Origin of the sequence: Amorphus sp. 3PC139-8, assembly GCF_040750475.1 — a bacterium.
Taxonomy (GTDB): domain Bacteria; phylum Pseudomonadota; class Alphaproteobacteria; order Rhizobiales; family Amorphaceae; genus Amorphus.
The window spans coordinates 142,698-158,860 of record NZ_JABJVY010000011.1 but is presented as its reverse complement, the minus strand read 5'-3'; the positions used below and the strand labels follow the sequence as shown (position 1 = coordinate 158,860).

Sequence of the window (16,163 nt, the reverse complement as noted above, 5' to 3'; positions counted from 1 at the left end):
CAGCAGGCAGCTTGAATCAGATCCAACCCCTCAAGGGAATCCCATTTCCGATTCAAAAACCAAATGACACGCTCTAGCCGGACTTAGACGGCCATCTTGGAGCCGACCCCGCGGGCGCTGCAGATCTTGTGCGCCAGCGTTGCGATGGCCGTGTCCTGGGCGCCGGTGCCGGTCAGATCGCAGATAGTGACGGCCTCGTCATTCTGGCGGCCGGGATGGGTGCCGGTGACGACCGCGCCGAGTTCCGGCGGGGTGCCCTTGTTCCACATGCCGGCCGCAAGCGCGCTGCGCAGCTCGCCCAGCGTTTCGCACTGGGTGGCCCGGTCGCAGACGTAGAGGTCGGCGGCGGCCAGCGCGCCGGGCTCGATCTCGTTCTTCTCGCCCTGGTCGGAGCCCATGGCGGTGACGTGCAGGCCAGGATGGAGCCATTCCTCCTTGAGGATAGGCGCGCGCGCCGACGTGGTGGTGACGACGAGCTCGGAGCCGGCGACGACCTTTTCCGGGTCGGCCTCCGCGCGCGCCTCGATGCCCAGCCGGGCAGCGATGTCGGCGGCGCAATCGGCGGCCTTGGCAGTGTCGCGGCCCCAGACCAGCACCCGCTCGAAGGGCCGGACCAGATGCGCGGCTTCGATCTGCAGTCGGGCCTGAGCGCCGGTGCCGAAAACGCCGGCGGTGCGCACGCTTGCCGGCGCCAGATGTTTCGCCGCAACCGCGCCGGCTGCGGCGGTGCGGATGTCGGTCAGATAGCCATTGTCGAGGAAGAGGGCGTCTACCAGCCCGGTCTTGGCGGAAAACAGGATCATCAGCCCGTTCAGGCTCGGCAGGCCAAGCTTGGGATTGTCGAAGAAGCCGGGGCTAACCTTGATCGCGAAGCCATCGAAGCCGGGAATATAGGCGGTCTTCACGTCGACCTCGCCGTTCGCCGCCTCGATCGCCATGGAGAGGATCGGTGGCATCACCACCGTGCCGGAAGCGAGCACCTTGAAGGCGTCCTCCACCGTCGTCACCGTCTCCAGATCGAGGCTGACGGCCTGACGCAGGTCACTTTCCGTGGCGATCAGGATCTCATGGGGCATAGGGGTGTCCTTTGATCGTCATGTCGCCGAGAGGGACGTCTTGGCCCGTCACGATCCGGGTGAAGGCGTCCATGTCGACGCTGCGTCCGGAAAGGACGGTCGCGATCGGCCCGCTTGGGGCGGGAAGCTTGCCGGCCTGGAGCGCGGCGATGGCCACAACGCTCGCGCCTTCCGCAATCAGCCGATCCTCGAAATAGAGCGTCTGCATGGCCCGGTAGATCTCCTCCTCGGAGACCAGGATCGTGTCGTCCAGGTGGCGTTGGCAGAGCGCAAAGCTGAGCGCGTTCTCAAGTCCGATCCCGCCGCCGAGGGAATCGGCAAGGCTCGCCACTTCCTCCACCTCGACCGGGTGGCCGGCCTTGAGCGATTCGTGCATCGCCGCACCCCGATCCATGCTGATGCCGATCACCCGAGCGCTGGGCTTGATGGTCTTGACCGCCAGCGCGATGCCGCCGGCGAGCCCGCCGCCGGATAGCGGTACCAGCACCATGTCGAGATCAGGCCGGTCCTCCATCATCTCTAGGCCGATCGTGCCCTGGCCGGCGATCACGGAGGCGGCGTCGAAGGGGGAGATCTCGACGAGGCCTTCTTCCTCGCAAAGCCGGTGCGCCTCGAGCTGCGCCTCGTCCTGGCTGCGGCCGACGATACGCACCTCGGCGCCGAGCGCCTTGATGCCGTCGATCTTGGCCTGGGGGACCAGCGACGACATGCACACGACAGCGCGCAAACCACGGGCGCGGGCGGCATAGGCGACGCCGCGCCCGTGATTGCCGGTGGAGCAGCAGGTGACGCCGGCCGTCCCTTCCGGCAGCGAGAACACGGCGTTGGTTGCGCCGCGCAGCTTGAAGGCACCTGTCGGCTGGCCAATTTCGAGCTTTAGGAGAAAGTCTTGGCCGGCGCGGTCGGAAAGGTGCGGCGAGGGGACCAACGGCGTGCGAATGGCCGTGCCAGCGATCGCGCGGCGAGCGGCGAGGATATCGGCAAGCGACAGGCTCACTGGGCCTCCGGGCGAGCAAGGAAAACGGAGCGGTGGTGCCGCGGCGCTCGACCGTCGGCCGCGAAATCTGTGCCGCTTTGCAGCGAAAGCCAGCATCGCGGCTTGTGGGGGCGAGGTCAACGCAACGTGGGAGTGCCGCGCACGGTGCGCCGGGCCGCTGACGTCGGCGAAATGACCCGATCGGAGTTGCGCGAAATGCACTGGCGATACTCGCGCGTCCGGCCCGACTCCGATTAAGGTGCGCCAACTTCGAACGGATCATGGAGAGTACGGGTGACCACGAATCTGGCGGCGGAGGCTGATCTCCCGCTCGAGACGATAAACGAGGACTACAACGCGCGGGCGACCGTCTCCGTCGACGTGTTCGAAGAAACGATCGGGCGCTATCGGGAGGGCTCGGTCGCGGCCCGCTCGATCGCCACCGCGCTCGACGTGGTCTATGACGACGACAGTGGCCAGACGATCGACATCTTCGGCGGCGGTGAGGAACCGCGGCCCGTGTTCGTGTTCATTCACGGCGGCTACTGGCGGGCCCTTTCCAAGCATGAATCGGCATTCATGGCGCCGACACTCGCCAGGCACGGGATCGCGACCGTCGCCGTCGACTATCGGCTCGCGCCCGAGGTCGATCTGGCCGAGATCGTTCGGGAGGTTCGTGCCGCGATCGCCTACCTGCATCGGGAGGGGCGGCGCTTCGGCCTTGATCCCAAGCGCATCTATGTGGGCGGCAGCTCTGCCGGCGGCCATTTGACCGGAAGCGTGATCTCCGGCGGCTGGCATGAGGCGTTCGGCGTGCCGGAGGACGTGGTCAAGGGCGCGCTGCCGGTGAGCGGTCTCTTTCATCTCGGCCCGATCGCCAAATCGTTCGTCTCGGAATGGCTGACTCTGACGGACGCCGATGTCGCCGCGCTCAGCCCGGCCCTCAACCTCCCGAAGGCCGGCTGCCCGATCGTCGCCGCCTACGCCAGCGGCGAACCGGCGGGCTTCGGCCGCCAGTCGCAAGGCTATCACGAACTCTGGCAGCAGGCCGGTTTCGGCTCCACGCTGATGGAGATCCCGGACCGGCACCATTTCGACGTGGTCCTGGACCTTGCCGACGAGCGTTCGGAACTGGCCCAGGCATTGCTGCATCTGATGCGCTGACGTTCAGGGTTTCAGCGCCTGCACCGTGCGCCGCAGCACGGGCGTGAAGGCGGCAATGGCGGGCGAGATCGATCGCCCGCTTTGATGAATCAGGTGGATCTCGCGTCCGATCGTGGGTGAGGTGAGAGGGCGGCCGACCACCTTCTCCGGCCGGGCGGCAGCCAGCGCATAGGTCGGCAGAACCGCGACCCCCAATCCGGCCTCCACCAGCGCGAGCGCGGTGGTGACCTGGGCCACCTCGTAGCTGGGCGCAAGCTCCACGCCGGCGGCCTCGAACCCGACTTCCGCCAGAAGCCGGATGCCGCTGCCGCGGGTGAGCGTCACCAGCGTTTCGCCGGCAAGCGCGTTCCAGGAAACCGAGCGGTGTTCTGCAAAGCCACTGCCGGAGGGACAGAACAGCATCAACTCGTCGCGGGCGAGCGGCAGCCGTTCGATCTCGTCGCCGCCGGGTGGAAAGGTGCCGAGGCCGCATTCGGCCCGTCCGGTGCGCACGCTCTCCACGATTTCGTCGGTACCCACATCGATCAGGTCGACGCTGACGCCGGGATGGTCGCGCCGGAATGCGGCGATTGCCTGGGGAAGCACGACGGCGGCCAGCAGCGGCGGGGCGGCAATCCGGATCCGGCCGCGCCGGCGTTCGGCAAGCGCGTGGACGTTCTGAACGGCGTGATCGAGATCGTCGAAAATCTTCTCCGCCGAGGCGCGGAATTCCCGGCCCGCATCGGTCAGCTCGACCCGGCGTGTGGTCCGGTCGAACAGACGCACGCCGAGCTCGCCTTCCAGCTCCTTCACGGCCTGGGACAGCGCCGGCTGGGCATAGACCGACACAGCCGCCGCTCGCGAAAAGCTGCCGCTTTCCGCCACGGCGAGAAAGGCTTCGATCTGCTTGAGAGTGATACGCATGGCTGGATGATTTATTCCATTTCCAGATTAATTTATCTCATAATCTGGAGTTCTCAGATAGATTGAACGGTGCTTCCCTTGCTCATGAATTGACCAGTGTGTGCGAATGCACGAAGGGGAGGCAGGTTTGGGCGTCAGTCGCGCCGGCACGATGGAGGTTCCCTGGCTCGGCCAGAGCGTGCTGCGTCGTGAGGATTTGCGGCTGACCACCGGGCGCGGCCGCTATGTCGACGACGTCACGCCGGAAGGCTGCCTGCATCTCGCGTTTGCGCGAAGCCCGCTCGCCCATGGCCGGCTCGTCGCGATCGATGCCGAGGCCGCCAAGGCCGAAGAGGGCGTCGTTGCCGTCTTCACCGCTGCCGATCTGGGCGCGCTTGGTAAGAACGCCATCAATCCGATCGTGCCGGGGATCGCGGAGGCGCCGTTCGAGGCGCTGGCGCGCGAAAGCGTGACCGCGCTCGGCCAGCCGGTTGCCGCCGTCGTTGCGACCTCGGCGGCGACGGCCCGCGATGCGGCGTTGCTGGTGGAGATCGATGTCGAGCCGCTGGCGATGGAGGCTCCGGGCGAGGGCGCCGTCTCCACCTCTCAGGAGGTCACGTCCGGCGATGTCGCCTCCGCCTTTGAAGCGGCCGACAAGGTAGTCTCCGTGACCGTTGCGCACTCTTTGCTGGCGCCGACCCCGCTGGAGCCGCGCGCGACGCTCGCCACGGTCGCAGATGGGGAGCTCACGGTCTGGTGCTCGACCCAGACGCCCTATCGGATCCGTGAAGATCTGGCGCGCATTCTGGGGCTTCCCCCAGAGAGGATCCGGGTGATCGCGCCCGATGTGGGCGGCGCCTTCGGCGGCAAGGCCTCGATCTACCCCGAAGACGTCATGGTAGCGTTCGCCGCCCGCCATTTGAATGCGCCGGTCAAATGGGTCTCGCCGCGCAGCGACGATTTCCTGGCCGCCAGCCATGGTCGCGGCGCCACCTCGACCGCGGAAATGGCGTTCTCCGCCGATGGCCGTGCGCGCGCGTTGAAGGCGGAGCTGGTGTTTCAGCAGGGAAGCTGGATGACCTACAGCGCCGCCGTTCCACCGAACAACGCGCTCCGCATTCTGCCGGGTCCCTATGCGATCGACGCCCTCGACCTCTCGGCGCGGGCCCACATGACCCATCGTGCAGCCGTTGGGATTTATCGCGGCGCAGGCCGGCCGGAAGCCGCGATCCTGCTCGATCGGCTGATGGAGGAAGGCGCCCGTGCCCTCGACATCGATCCGGTCGAGATCCGCCGCCGCAACCTGATCTCCGCCGCCGCTCTGCCGCTCGACACCGCCACCGGCGCGCGGATCGATTCCGGCGATTTCGCTCAATTGCTGGACGCGGTGGAGGCGGAGGCCGGCTATGGCAGGCTGCGCGCGGCACAGGCGCGGCGGCGCGCGGCCGGCGAGGTCGTGGGCATTGGGCTTTGTCTCTATATCGAACCTTGCGGTCAGGGATGGGAAAGCGCCGAGGCTGCGCTCTGCTGCAATGGCCGCTTTCGCGCGACCACCGGAGCAAGTGCCCAGGGCCAGGGGCGCGAGACCACCTTCGCTCAGATCGCTGCGGATGCGTTGGGGACCAATCCGGATCTGATCGATATCCGTCACGGCGATACGTCCGAGGCGGAGCGTGGGCTTGGCGCGCTCGCCAGCCGGTCGACGGCGATCGGCGGCAGCGCCATGCGGCTCGCCTGTGACGCGTTGCGCGGCAAGATCGTGGAACGGGCTGCGGCCTTGCTGCAATGCGCGCCCGAGCGGGTCGTGTTCCGCGCGGGGCGCGTCTACGCCGATGATGAGACCGGCGCGTCGGTCACGCTTGCCGATCTCGCGGGTAACGTGCTCGGGCCCGAGGGCGCGCCGGAGGATGTCGCAATCTCCACCACCGAGATCTATCACGCGAAAGGCGAGGCTTGGGCGAGCGGATGCTGCCTTGCCATGGTCGCCGTTGATCCGGATACAGGCGTGCTCGATGTGGAAAAGCTGGTCTGGATCGACGATGCCGGGGTAGTGGTCAATCCACTGCTCGCCCAAGGTCAGATGATGGGAGGGCTTGCCCAGGGGCTGGGCGAGGCGTTGTTGGAGCGGCTCGTCTACGATGACGATGGCCAACTGCTCACCGGCTCCCTCATGGACTATGCCCTGCCGCGCGCGGGGGACATGCCCCCGGTTCAGATCGGCAAGATCGAGACCCGCTCGCCGTCCAACGCGCTTGGAGCAAAAGGGGTGGGAGAGGCCGGCTGTATCGGGATTCCAGCAGCAGTCTTCAACGCCGTGGCGGACGCCGTTTCCCCGTTCGGGGCAAACGATCTTCAAATGCCATTGACGAGCGAGAAGCTGTGGCGTGCCATCAGGCAGACGCCGCACGTCGCAACAAGTGGGAACGGACGATGAAATACGCCAAGAAGGACGCGAAGGCTCATGCCTTCGCCACCATGAAGGGGATCTGGGCGGCGGCTCTGACGCCATTCGCGGAGGATCTGTCGATCGACGAGGATGGCTTTCGCCAAAATATCGATCATTGGATCGAGGATCTGAAGATCGATGGCTTCTTCATCGCGGGCAAGCAGGGCGAGTTCTTCTCCATGTCCGTCGATGAGCGCAAGCGCACCTTCGACCTGGCCGTGGAGGCTTGCGCCGGCCGGGCCCAGACGATCATGTCGTGCTCCGACCAGAACATGGACGTGGTGATCGATCTCGCCCGGCACGCCCAGGCCTGCGGTGCCGACTACATCGTCGTACACGCGCCGATGCTGCACTTCTTCGAAAAGCAGGATGAGACACTGCTTTCCTACTACAAGACGATCGCTGACAAAGTCGATATCGGCATCGCGCTGTGGAGCCATCCGGACAGCGGCTATCTGATGAGCCCCGAGCTCTGCAACAAGCTTGCCGACATCGAGAATGTCGTGGCGATCAAATATTCCGTGCCGCGGGAGATGTATATCGAGCTGACACGTCTTGCGAGCGATCGCATCCTGGTGTCGACGGCCTCCGAGAAGGAGTGGCTCGACAATATCCTGGAGCTCGGCTGGCAGCTATATCTGTGCTCGTCTCCGCCGTATCTGATCCAGACGAAATATGATCGCCGCATGCGCGAATATACCGATCTCGCCTTCGCCGGAAAGGCGGACGAGGCACGCGCGGTGAGCGCGAGTCTGGACCCGGTGCGCCACGCGCTGAAGGCCTCGCGGCCGGCGGAGAAGCCGCACGCCCAGCAGAAATATTGGCAGGATCTCCTCGGCCAGGTCGGCGGCGCGGTGCGCCCGCCCTGCCTGCCGCTGACGGAGGACGAGAAGGCGACCATCCGCGCCGCCTTCGAAGGATGCGGCCTCAAGACCGGTCCGGCCGATACCGGATCCGCGGCCAATGCAGCGAAGAGGATGACGGGATGAAAACGGGACGGCTTTCCGCCTTCAATTTCCAGAAATGGATCGATGAACATCAACACCTCCTGAAACCGCCGGTCGGCAATCAGAAGGTGTTCGAAGACACCGACATGACGGTGATGGTCGTCGGTGGCCCGAATAAGCGCACCGACTATCACGACGACCCGGTGGAGGAGTTTTTCTACCAGCTCAAGGGCGACATGGTCCTGAAGGTGGTGGACGACGGCAATTTCTACGACGTGCCGATCCGGGAGGGAGAAGTCTTTCTGCTCCCGCCCCATGTGCGCCATTCACCCCAGCGGCCCCAGGAAGGGTCGGTCGGCCTCGTGGTCGAGCCCAAGCGGGGGGCAGGCGAACTCGACGCGTTCGAATGGTATTGCTTCGAGTGCGGCACCTTGGTGAAGCGGGTCGAAGTGTCGGTGAAAAGCCTCGTGACCGACCTGCCGCCGATTTACGATGCGTTCTATGCCGATGAGGAGGCGCGCAAGTGCCCCAATTGCGGCGCGGTGCATCCGGGCAAGGCGCCGCCGGAGGGCTGGGTCGAACTCTGACAGTGGCATCCTGGCCGCCATGCCGGTTTTGCGAATGGCGGCCAACGATCTGATAAGGTCCAATCAATAGAGGGGTAAAAGACAGATGAAGCTTAAGACCTTTTGCGCCGCAGTGGCGCTTTCGGCGGTGGCTGCCGCTCCCGCCTTCGCCCAGGATTCGGTGAAGATCGGGTTCATCACCACGCTTTCCGGCCCGGCCGGCTATCTCGGCCAGGACATCCTGGATGGCTTCAAGCTCGCCATGAAGGACGGCAGCCTCGGTGGCGTGCCGGTCGAGCTGATGGTGGAAGACGACGGGCTGAAGCCCGCCAACGGCCGTCAGACCGCCGACAGGTTGCTTTACGATGAGGACGTAAAGCTCTTCACCGGTATCGTGTTCTCCAACGTTGCCGGCGCAACCGTGCCCGACATCCTGGACGCCGACGCGATCTACATCAGCCCCAATGCCGCCCCGTCGAACTTCGCGGGCGAGGGCTGCAACGAGAACTATTTCGTGGTCGCCTGGCAGAATGACAGCCTGCACGAAAGCGCCGGCCAGAACGCCAGCAATCTCGGCTACAAGACCGCCTTCGTGCTGGCGCCGAACTACCAGGCCGGCAAGGACGCCATCACCGGCTTCAAACGCTTCTTCGACGGCGAGATCGTGGGTGAGGTGTACACCCAGCTCGGCCAGACGGACTTTGCCGCCGAGATGGCCCAGATCCGCGACGCCAACCCGGACGTTGTGTTCCAGTTCGAGCCGGGTGGCATGGGCATCGCTTTCATGCGCCAGTACCAGCAGGCCGGTCTTCTGGGCAATATCCCGATGGTCGTTGCCGAGCCGTCCATGGACGGCGTGATCCTGAATGCGCTGGGCGATGCCGCGCTCGGCATCAACGTCTCCAGCCATTGGAATTCCGACTTCGACAACGACGCCAACAAGGCGTTCGTGGAAGCCTGGAAGGAGACCTACGACCGGCCGATCACCTACTACGCCAGTCAGGGCTACGACACCGCCAACCTGATCGCCTCCGCGCTGGAAGCGACGGATGGCGACGTGGAGGATGTGTCGGCGCTGCGCGAAGCGCTTGCCAAGGCCGACTTCGCCTCCGTGCGCGGTGACTTCAAGTTCGGGCCGAACCAGCATCCGATCCAGAACTGGTACGCGCTGAAGGTCGTCGAGGGGGATGATGGCAAGCCGGCTCTGAAGACCGTGGGCACCGTGTTCGAAGATCACGGCGACGCCTACTCCGATCAGTGCCAGATGTAGTCTGCTGATCGACGCTCGCGCGGGGTCATCGGCGGCGGCTTCGGCTGCCGCCGGTCCGTGCTTGACCTTCCTCCGATAGTCGATGCTTCGCTCATGACGTTGTTTGTCGAACAGCTTCTGAACGGCCTGCAGCTTGGCGTTATGCTGTTTCTGATGGCTGCCGGGTTGACGCTGATCTTCGGCATCATGGGCGTCATCAACTTGGCCCATGGCTCCATCTACATGGTTGGCGCCTATGTGGGCTGCTACGTCTTCCTGCAGACCGGCTCGTTTTTAACCGGCTTCGCAGCGGCGATCGCGGGCGCCGCCGTCACCGGCATTCTGATCGAGTTCGTGGTGATCCGACGGCTCTACCAGCGCGATCACCTCGATCAGGTGCTGGCCACCTTCGCGCTGATCCTGCTGTTCAATCAGGGCGTCACCATGGTGTTCGGCCTGCAGCCTTTGTTCGTGGCCATGCCGTCCTTCCTGTCCGGCTCGGTGGAGCTGTTCGGTGGGCTGATCTATCCGGTCTATCGGCTCGCGATCATTGCCGTCGGCCTTCTTGTGGCCCTTGGCCTCTATCTTCTGATCAACCACACGCGGATCGGCATGCTGGTGCGCGCGGGCTCCACCAATCGCGAGATGGTGCGCGCCCTCGGTGTGCGCGTCGGGCTGCTCTACACGCTCGTGTTCGGGCTCGGCGCGCTGCTCGCCGGCTTGGCGGGGTTCATGGCCGGGCCGATCCTGGCCGTCCAGGTGGGCATGGGCGAGCAGATCCTGATCACCACCTTCGTCGTCGTCGTGATCGGCGGGGTGGGGTCGATCCGCGGCGCCTTCGTCGCAAGCCTGCTCGTTGGCGTGGTCGATACGCTGTTGCGCTCCTATCTGCCTGGCCTTCTGCGCCAGGTCATGGTCGGGCCGGAGGCGGACGCGCTCGGTGCCGGCATTTCCTCCATGGGGATCTATCTCATCATGGCGATCGTGCTTCTCATCCGGCCCAAGGGCCTGTTTCCCGCCCATGGCTGAGCCCTGCAGGCCCTGATGCGCACCTCCGTCAAGATTGCCCTTCTCATCGTTGCGGCCGCCGCCCTGATCGCGCTGCCGATCGTGGCCGACGCGATGGGGGAGAAGGCCTTCATCTCGCTCGCGACACGCGCGCTGATCTACGGGATCGCGGCGGCGAGCCTCAATCTGGCGCTCGGCTATGGCGGCATGATCTCGTTCGGCCACGCCGCCTTCTATGGGATCGGCGGCTATGTGGTGGGCATCCTGTCTTTCCACTACGCCGCCGGCGAGCCGCTTTTCGGCGTCATCCCCGGGACCAACCAGCTGCTCGTCACATTGCCGATGGCGATGTTGATCGCCGGCCTGTTCGCCGCCCTGATCGGCGCGCTGTCGCTTCGGACTACGGGCGTGCAGTTCATCATGATCACGCTCGCCTTCGCCCAGATGGTGTTCTTCCTGTTCGTCTCGCTGGAGAAATATGGCGGCGACGACGGGCTCATCATTCGGCGCACCAACGCCTTCTTCGATTTCAACCTGCGCGACCGGGAGACCATGTACTATCTCTGCCTGGCGCTTGCCGCGCTGGTGCTGGTCGCGCTCTGGCGCATCACGCGTTCGCGCTTCGGTTTCGCTCTGGTCGGCATCCGCCAGAGCGAGCGGCGGATGGCCGCGATCGGCCTTTCGACCTATCGTTACAAGTTGGTCGGCTTCATCCTATCGGGCATGGGTGCCGGACTGGCAGGCGCGCTGACGGCGAACCTGTTGCGGTTTGCCAGCCCCGACATGCTGCATTGGACCAAGTCGGGCGAGCTGATGATCATGGTGATCCTGGGCGGCGTCGGCACGCTGTTCGGCCCGTTCGTCGGCGCGGCGGTGTTCGTGATCCTGGAATCGGTGCTCGCCTCCTGGACCGCGAACTGGCAGTTCCCGCTCGGCCTGATCCTGCTGGTCGTGGTGCTTTTTACCCATGGCGGCGTGCAGGGATTTGTCGAACGGATCGTGGGGAGGCGCACGTGAGCGAGCCGATCCTTTCCGTGCGCGACCTGGTTAAGAATTTCGGCGGCCTGAAGGCGACCGATCACGTCGATCTCGATGTCTATCCCGGCGAGATCCACGCGCTGATCGGCCCGAACGGAGCCGGCAAGACCACGCTGATTTCCCAGCTTTGCGGCGAACTTTCCCACGACGCAGGAGAGATCCGGATCGACGGCCGTTCGATCGACGATCTCTCGGTCGCCGAACGCGTTCATCTCGGGCTCGCCCGTTCGTTCCAGATCACGTGTCTGCTGCCGGACTATACCGTTCTGGAGAATGTCGCGCTCGCTGTGCAGGTGCGCTCGGGGTCGTCGTTCCGCTTCTGGAAAGGCGCCCGCGGCGACCGGGCGTTGGTGGCGCCGGCGCGTTCCATCCTGGAGCAGGTCGGCTTGGCCGACCGCGCCGATCGGATCGTGGCGAACCTCTCCCATGGCGAGCGCAAGCAGCTCGAACTTGCGGTGGCGCTTGCGACCGAGCCGCGGCTCCTGCTTCTCGACGAGCCGATGGCCGGGCTTGGATCGGTGGAGAGCGGCGAAATGATTGAGACGCTCTCCGGGCTGAAAAGCCGGGTCGGGATCTTGCTGGTCGAGCACGACATGGATGCCGTGTTCGCGCTCGCCGACCGGATCTCCGTGCTGGTCTACGGGCGTGTGATTGCCTCTGGAGCGCCGGAGGAAATCCGCGCCAGCGATGCGGTGCGCGAGGCCTATCTCGGGGCCGGCGAGGAATTCGACGAAGGAGATCTCGCGTGCTGAGCGTTGCCGATCTCCAGGCCGCCTACGGTCAGACCCAGGTCCTGTTCGATGTCTCGCTCCAAATCGGGGAAGGGGAGGTGGCGACCCTGCTCGGCCGCAACGGCATGGGCAAGACCACCACGGTGCGCGCCGTCATGGGGGCATGCCGCGTGCTGGGTGGCACGCTTCGCTTCGCCGGCACGGACATCAAGGGGGCCGCGCCGGAAATGGTCGCACGGTTGGGCGTCGGTCTGGTACCGGAGGGCCGTCAGGTGTTTCCCACATTGACGGTGCGGGAGAACCTGGTGGCCACCGCCGCCAACCGGCTGAAGCGCGCCGATCCTTGGACGCTGGAGCGCGTGTTTGCGCTGTTTCCGAGGCTGCAGGAACGTGCAGGCCAGGCCGCCGGCACGCTGTCGGGCGGCGAGCAGCAGATGCTCGTGATCGGGCGCGCGCTGATGACCAACCCGAAGCTTCTGATTCTCGACGAGGCGACGGAGGGGCTTGCTCCGGTGATCCGCACGGAGATCTGGCGCTGCGTTGCCCGGCTTAAGCGCGAAGGTCAGTCGATTCTGCTGATCGATAAGAATATCGGCGTGCTCAAGCGCCTTGCCGATCGTCACCACATCCTGGAAAAGGGGCGCACCGTGTGGGCCGGCACCAGCGCGGAACTCTCGCGTGACGGCGCGGTTGTGGACCGCTATGTCGGGCTATAAGCCCGCAATTCGGCGGATCGCTGCCCGCTGTTCATGACCTCCGAATTTATGGGGCCTGACCTCAACCCCCTAAAAAACCGGATTTGCAGAGTCCGGTTTCGCCGGTATAGTTTCCATATCAAATAAGATGTTCAAAATATTCTAGATTGGAGTCTTCGGGAAGTCTCATTCCTGCAAGCTGATCGCCAATCGGAAACTTGAACTCTCATAAATCTGCCTGCGGGGAGGGCCGAGTAAGCCGGCCCGGCAGGTGGGGGCTCGAACGCAATGCTTTGACGCGTGTCCGTACTGCGAAGCGGATTTCGCTTCGCCTGGACGCGCTTGATATGGGGCAGGTCTGGATGACGGGATTTTCGAGGCGCCGGCGGGCACGCCGGCATGGAGCGGCACGTCTGTGGTCGGTGAGCGGAGCGGCGATCGCGCTGGTCGGCTTTGGGGCGGGGCAGGCGCAGGCTGCGGATCTGCCGCCGGAACCGGTGGCGATCGACTATGTGCGGGCCTGCGGTGCGGCAGGCGTCGGCTACTACGCCATTCCCGGTACCAACACCTGCCTGAGCGTCTCCGGCGAAATCGACATCGACTACATTTTCAATTGGGCGAAGGGCGAGCAGGAGCCGCGCTGGCGCGAGGCGGACAACAGCGACTTTTATGTCGAAGCCAAGCTCTATCTCTATTCCACGACGCAGACGGAGTTCGGCGCGCTCGATACCACGACGGAAATCGAGATCGTTCACGATATCAATGGCGCCGCCCAGCTCTCGTTGGAACAGGCGTTCGTGCAGTTTCGCGGCTTTTCTTTCGGTCGCGGCGAATCGTTCTACGATGCGGCGAACTATGTGACTTGGGCGGAGGTCTACGATCCGGCTCAGTCCGATCTGAAGACGACATTCGCCGCCTATACCGCCGAATTCGGCAAGGGCTTCTCCGCGACGATCTCCGCCGAAAGCAGTGCGGAGCGTCAGCTCGGCGTCGCGCTCTACCCGTACTCGGGACCGCTGGGCGCTGGGACGATCTATCCCGACGAGCTTGGCTACGGACCGCAGGGCAACGGCTATGGTGGCACCAAATGGCCCGATGCGGTCGGGCGGCTGATGACCACCGGCGACTGGGGCAGCGCTCAGGTCACCGGCGCGCTGCATCAGGTCTACGCGGCCTATGACGGGTCCGGTGTCACGCCGAAGGGTGGACTTGGCTGGGCTGTCGGTGCGGCGGCGACCGCCAATCTGCCCAACAACGTCACGCTGGTGGCGAACGGGACCTACAGCCAGGGGGCGGCTGCCTACGCCAACGGAAGCTGGTTCGGCCTGCCGAACCAGGGCACGCTCGCCTACGACGCGAGCTACGATCCGGCTTCGGGAGACCTGGCGCTCGCCACGGCGTTTTCCATGTCGTTCGGTGCGGCATTCGATGTTGCCGCCGCTCAGCTCGCGGTCCAGGCGGGCTGGTCGCGCTTTGAGGATAGCACCCTGCAGGACGTGAGCGGCGGAGCGAACAGCGCCGACTTCAACCAGTATGATCTCCAGGCCCAGATCGGGTTCGAGCCGGTCAACGGCCTGACGCTCGGCGTCGGCGCCGAATATCAGTATCTCGATCACGACGATCCGCTGATCGGGGAGGAGCAGCAGCTATCGACCTATTTCCACGTCGATCGCGTCTTTTGAGCGGTCTTACCGTCAACTGACGCGCGGGCCGCAACGCCTCAATATTGCCCGCTTTTCGGCCATCTCGTCTGCATCCCATCAAAAAAGACGGATCCGCTTAAGCCTTCGTCAACGTTACCTGTGGCTTCTTCTGCCTGGAGTCTCACACGTGTTGACGCAGGGTGGCCATCGATGTTCTCGGACCTGTCGAACGGCAGAGGAATGGAAACGGCCGGTCGAGCGGCGGCAGCGATACTGATCGCCGCGATCGCAGCCGGTTGCAGTGCCGACGTTTCGCGCTTTGCCGGTGGTCCGATCTATGCCGGATCGACGCCGAATCAGCGCCAGCTCCTGACCGGAGACGGAACGGGCGACGACCAGATCGTGACGGGTTCGCTGCCCGGCACGCCGTCGCCGACCGCCTCGGTGCAACGCTCGTCCGTCATGGCCACCGGCCAGTCGGCCGGTCCCGCCGTGACCTACAAGGGGTGGTCGTCTGCCGGCGGCACCCCGATCTACGTGCAATATGGCGACACGCCTGAGAGCATTGCGCGCAGATATGGCGTTCCTGTGGAAGCGCTTGTGGCGACCAACAACCTGTCTCCCGGCACTGCCTTGCAACCGGGACATCAGCTTGTGATCCCGACCTATTCGTCCGGGGCGCCGACGACCCAGCAGGCAAGCCTGACGCCTTCGGCCAACACGGCTGCGAGCAAGCCGGTGCCGGCGCGTTCGGCGTCCGGGACCTATACCGTGAAGCCCGGCGACACGGCCTGGTCCATCGCGACTTCCCACAACGTGAAGCCGTCGGAGCTGATGGCAGCCAACGATCTGCCGCCGAACGGGACCATCAAGATCGGGCAGACCTTGAAGATCCCGGGCGCGAGCGGTGCCGGCACGACGACCGTCGCCGGGACCCCGTCGGGGGCCCAGCCGACCACGCTCAATCAGCAGAAGGCGGAGCTGGACGCCAACAGCTCAACCACATCCGCATCCTCCAAGCCCCAGCCGACCAAGGACGTTCAGGTTGCGTCTCTGCCATCGGAAGCAGGCAAGGCAGGGGCGGCGGTGTCTCAGAGCGACGCCAGCGACCCGGCGCCGTCGGCCTCCAAGACCCCGCCGACCTCCGGCGGGGCCGACGGCTTCCGCTGGCCGGTCCGTGGACGGATCGTCGAGGGCTTCGGCAAGCAGTCCGACGGCTCCAACAATGACGGTATCAATCTCGCCGTGCCCGAAGGCACGCCGGTGAAGGCGTCGGAGAGCGGCACCGTGATCTATGCCGGCAACGAGCTTCAGGGCTACGGCAACCTTATCCTGATCCAGCACAAGGACGGTTGGGTCTCCGCCTACGCACACAACTCCGAGCTTATGGTCAAGCGCGGCGAGAGCGTGCAGCGTGGTCAGGTGATCGCCAAGGCTGGCGCCACCGGTTCGGTCTCTCAGCCCCAGCTCCACTTTGAGCTGCGCAAAGGCTCGCAACCGGTCGATCCGTTGCCGCACCTGGCTGGCGCCTAGCTCGCGCTCGCGACGCCGACTTTTCCTTTATTTTCGGCTCCAAAACGCCCGCGGCAAACCCGCGGGCGTTTTTGCGTATGGGGCGAAAGAGGGGCGCGGCTCTTTGGCCTTGGTAACTTTCGGTTGATTTTTTCCACCGGACGCGGCCAACTCAAGGGGAGGAGCGTGTCTGCGTTGCCCGGATTTGGTTCAGATTGTGGCTGAAATCT

General features: G+C 65.0%; 14 protein-coding genes. 11 read left to right on the top strand and 3 right to left on the bottom strand.

Annotation, left to right across the window (positions count from 1 at the left end; translation table 11 throughout):
• Window positions 1-83: 83 nt before the first annotated feature.
• On the bottom strand, window positions 84-1,076 hold the full coding sequence (locus tag HNS03_RS12750; protein WP_367195793.1) for a cyclodeaminase: 993 nt from the start codon (window positions 1,074-1,076) through the stop codon (window positions 84-86).
• Window positions 1,066-2,073, bottom strand: a complete 1,008-nt coding sequence (gene eutB, locus HNS03_RS12745) for a hydroxyectoine utilization dehydratase EutB (protein ID WP_367195791.1) — start codon at window positions 2,071-2,073, stop codon at window positions 1,066-1,068. The genes HNS03_RS12750 and eutB overlap by 11 nt, the downstream gene beginning before the upstream one ends.
• A gap of 273 nt (window positions 2,074-2,346) precedes the next feature.
• On the opposite strand from eutB, the gene HNS03_RS12740 reads away from it, so the two are divergent.
• The gene (locus HNS03_RS12740) at window positions 2,347-3,216 is read left to right on the top strand and encodes an alpha/beta hydrolase (protein WP_367195790.1); all 870 of its coding nucleotides are present in this window, start codon (window positions 2,347-2,349) and stop codon (window positions 3,214-3,216) included.
• Between the two features lie 3 nt (window positions 3,217-3,219).
• Here HNS03_RS12740 and HNS03_RS12735 read toward each other — a convergent pair whose 3' ends face one another.
• Complete coding sequence (locus tag HNS03_RS12735; RefSeq protein ID WP_367195788.1) at window positions 3,220-4,119, bottom strand: LysR family transcriptional regulator; 900 nt, start codon at window positions 4,117-4,119, stop codon at window positions 3,220-3,222.
• A gap of 127 nt (window positions 4,120-4,246) precedes the next feature.
• Between HNS03_RS12735 and HNS03_RS12730 the strand changes: the two genes are divergently transcribed.
• The 10 genes from HNS03_RS12730 (at window position 4,247) to HNS03_RS12685 (ending at window position 15,954) form a co-directional block, all read left to right on the top strand.
• On the top strand, window positions 4,247-6,532 hold the full coding sequence (locus HNS03_RS12730; RefSeq protein WP_367195786.1) for a xanthine dehydrogenase family protein molybdopterin-binding subunit: 2,286 nt from the start codon (window positions 4,247-4,249) through the stop codon (window positions 6,530-6,532).
• Entirely contained in the window at window positions 6,529-7,533 is a 1,005-nt protein-coding gene (locus HNS03_RS12725) for a dihydrodipicolinate synthase family protein (RefSeq protein WP_367195784.1), read from the top strand. The genes HNS03_RS12730 and HNS03_RS12725 overlap by 4 nt, the downstream gene beginning before the upstream one ends.
• On the top strand, window positions 7,530-8,078 hold the full coding sequence (locus HNS03_RS12720) for a 3-hydroxyanthranilate 3,4-dioxygenase (protein WP_367195782.1): 549 nt from the start codon (window positions 7,530-7,532) through the stop codon (window positions 8,076-8,078). The genes HNS03_RS12725 and HNS03_RS12720 overlap by 4 nt, the downstream gene beginning before the upstream one ends.
• An 85-nt stretch (window positions 8,079-8,163) precedes the next feature.
• On the top strand, window positions 8,164-9,327 hold the full coding sequence (locus HNS03_RS12715) for an ABC transporter substrate-binding protein (RefSeq protein ID WP_367195781.1): 1,164 nt from the start codon (window positions 8,164-8,166) through the stop codon (window positions 9,325-9,327).
• 93 nt (window positions 9,328-9,420) lie between these two features.
• Window positions 9,421-10,335 carry a branched-chain amino acid ABC transporter permease gene (locus HNS03_RS12710; RefSeq protein ID WP_367195779.1) on the top strand — a complete coding sequence of 305 codons (915 nt, stop codon included), beginning with the start codon at window positions 9,421-9,423 and terminating at the stop codon, window positions 10,333-10,335.
• A 15-nt stretch (window positions 10,336-10,350) separates the two neighbouring features.
• Window positions 10,351-11,331 (top strand): branched-chain amino acid ABC transporter permease, encoded by a 981-nt coding sequence (locus HNS03_RS12705; protein WP_367195777.1) that lies wholly within the window; start codon window positions 10,351-10,353, stop codon window positions 11,329-11,331.
• Window positions 11,328-12,104 carry an ABC transporter ATP-binding protein gene (locus tag HNS03_RS12700; RefSeq protein WP_367195775.1) on the top strand — a complete coding sequence of 259 codons (777 nt, stop codon included), beginning with the start codon at window positions 11,328-11,330 and terminating at the stop codon, window positions 12,102-12,104. The genes HNS03_RS12705 and HNS03_RS12700 overlap by 4 nt, the downstream gene beginning before the upstream one ends.
• Window positions 12,098-12,799: an ABC transporter ATP-binding protein gene (locus tag HNS03_RS12695; RefSeq protein ID WP_367195774.1), complete on the top strand. Its 702-nt coding sequence runs from the start codon at window positions 12,098-12,100 to the stop codon at window positions 12,797-12,799. Before HNS03_RS12700 ends, HNS03_RS12695 begins: the two co-directional genes overlap by 7 nt.
• Before the next feature lie 341 nt (window positions 12,800-13,140).
• Window positions 13,141-14,460: a porin gene (locus HNS03_RS12690; RefSeq protein ID WP_367195772.1), complete on the top strand. Its 1,320-nt coding sequence runs from the start codon at window positions 13,141-13,143 to the stop codon at window positions 14,458-14,460.
• Between the two features lie 201 nt (window positions 14,461-14,661).
• Entirely contained in the window at window positions 14,662-15,954 is a 1,293-nt protein-coding gene (locus HNS03_RS12685) for a peptidoglycan DD-metalloendopeptidase family protein (protein WP_367195770.1), read from the top strand.
• The last annotated feature ends 209 nt before the right edge of the window (window positions 15,955-16,163 follow it).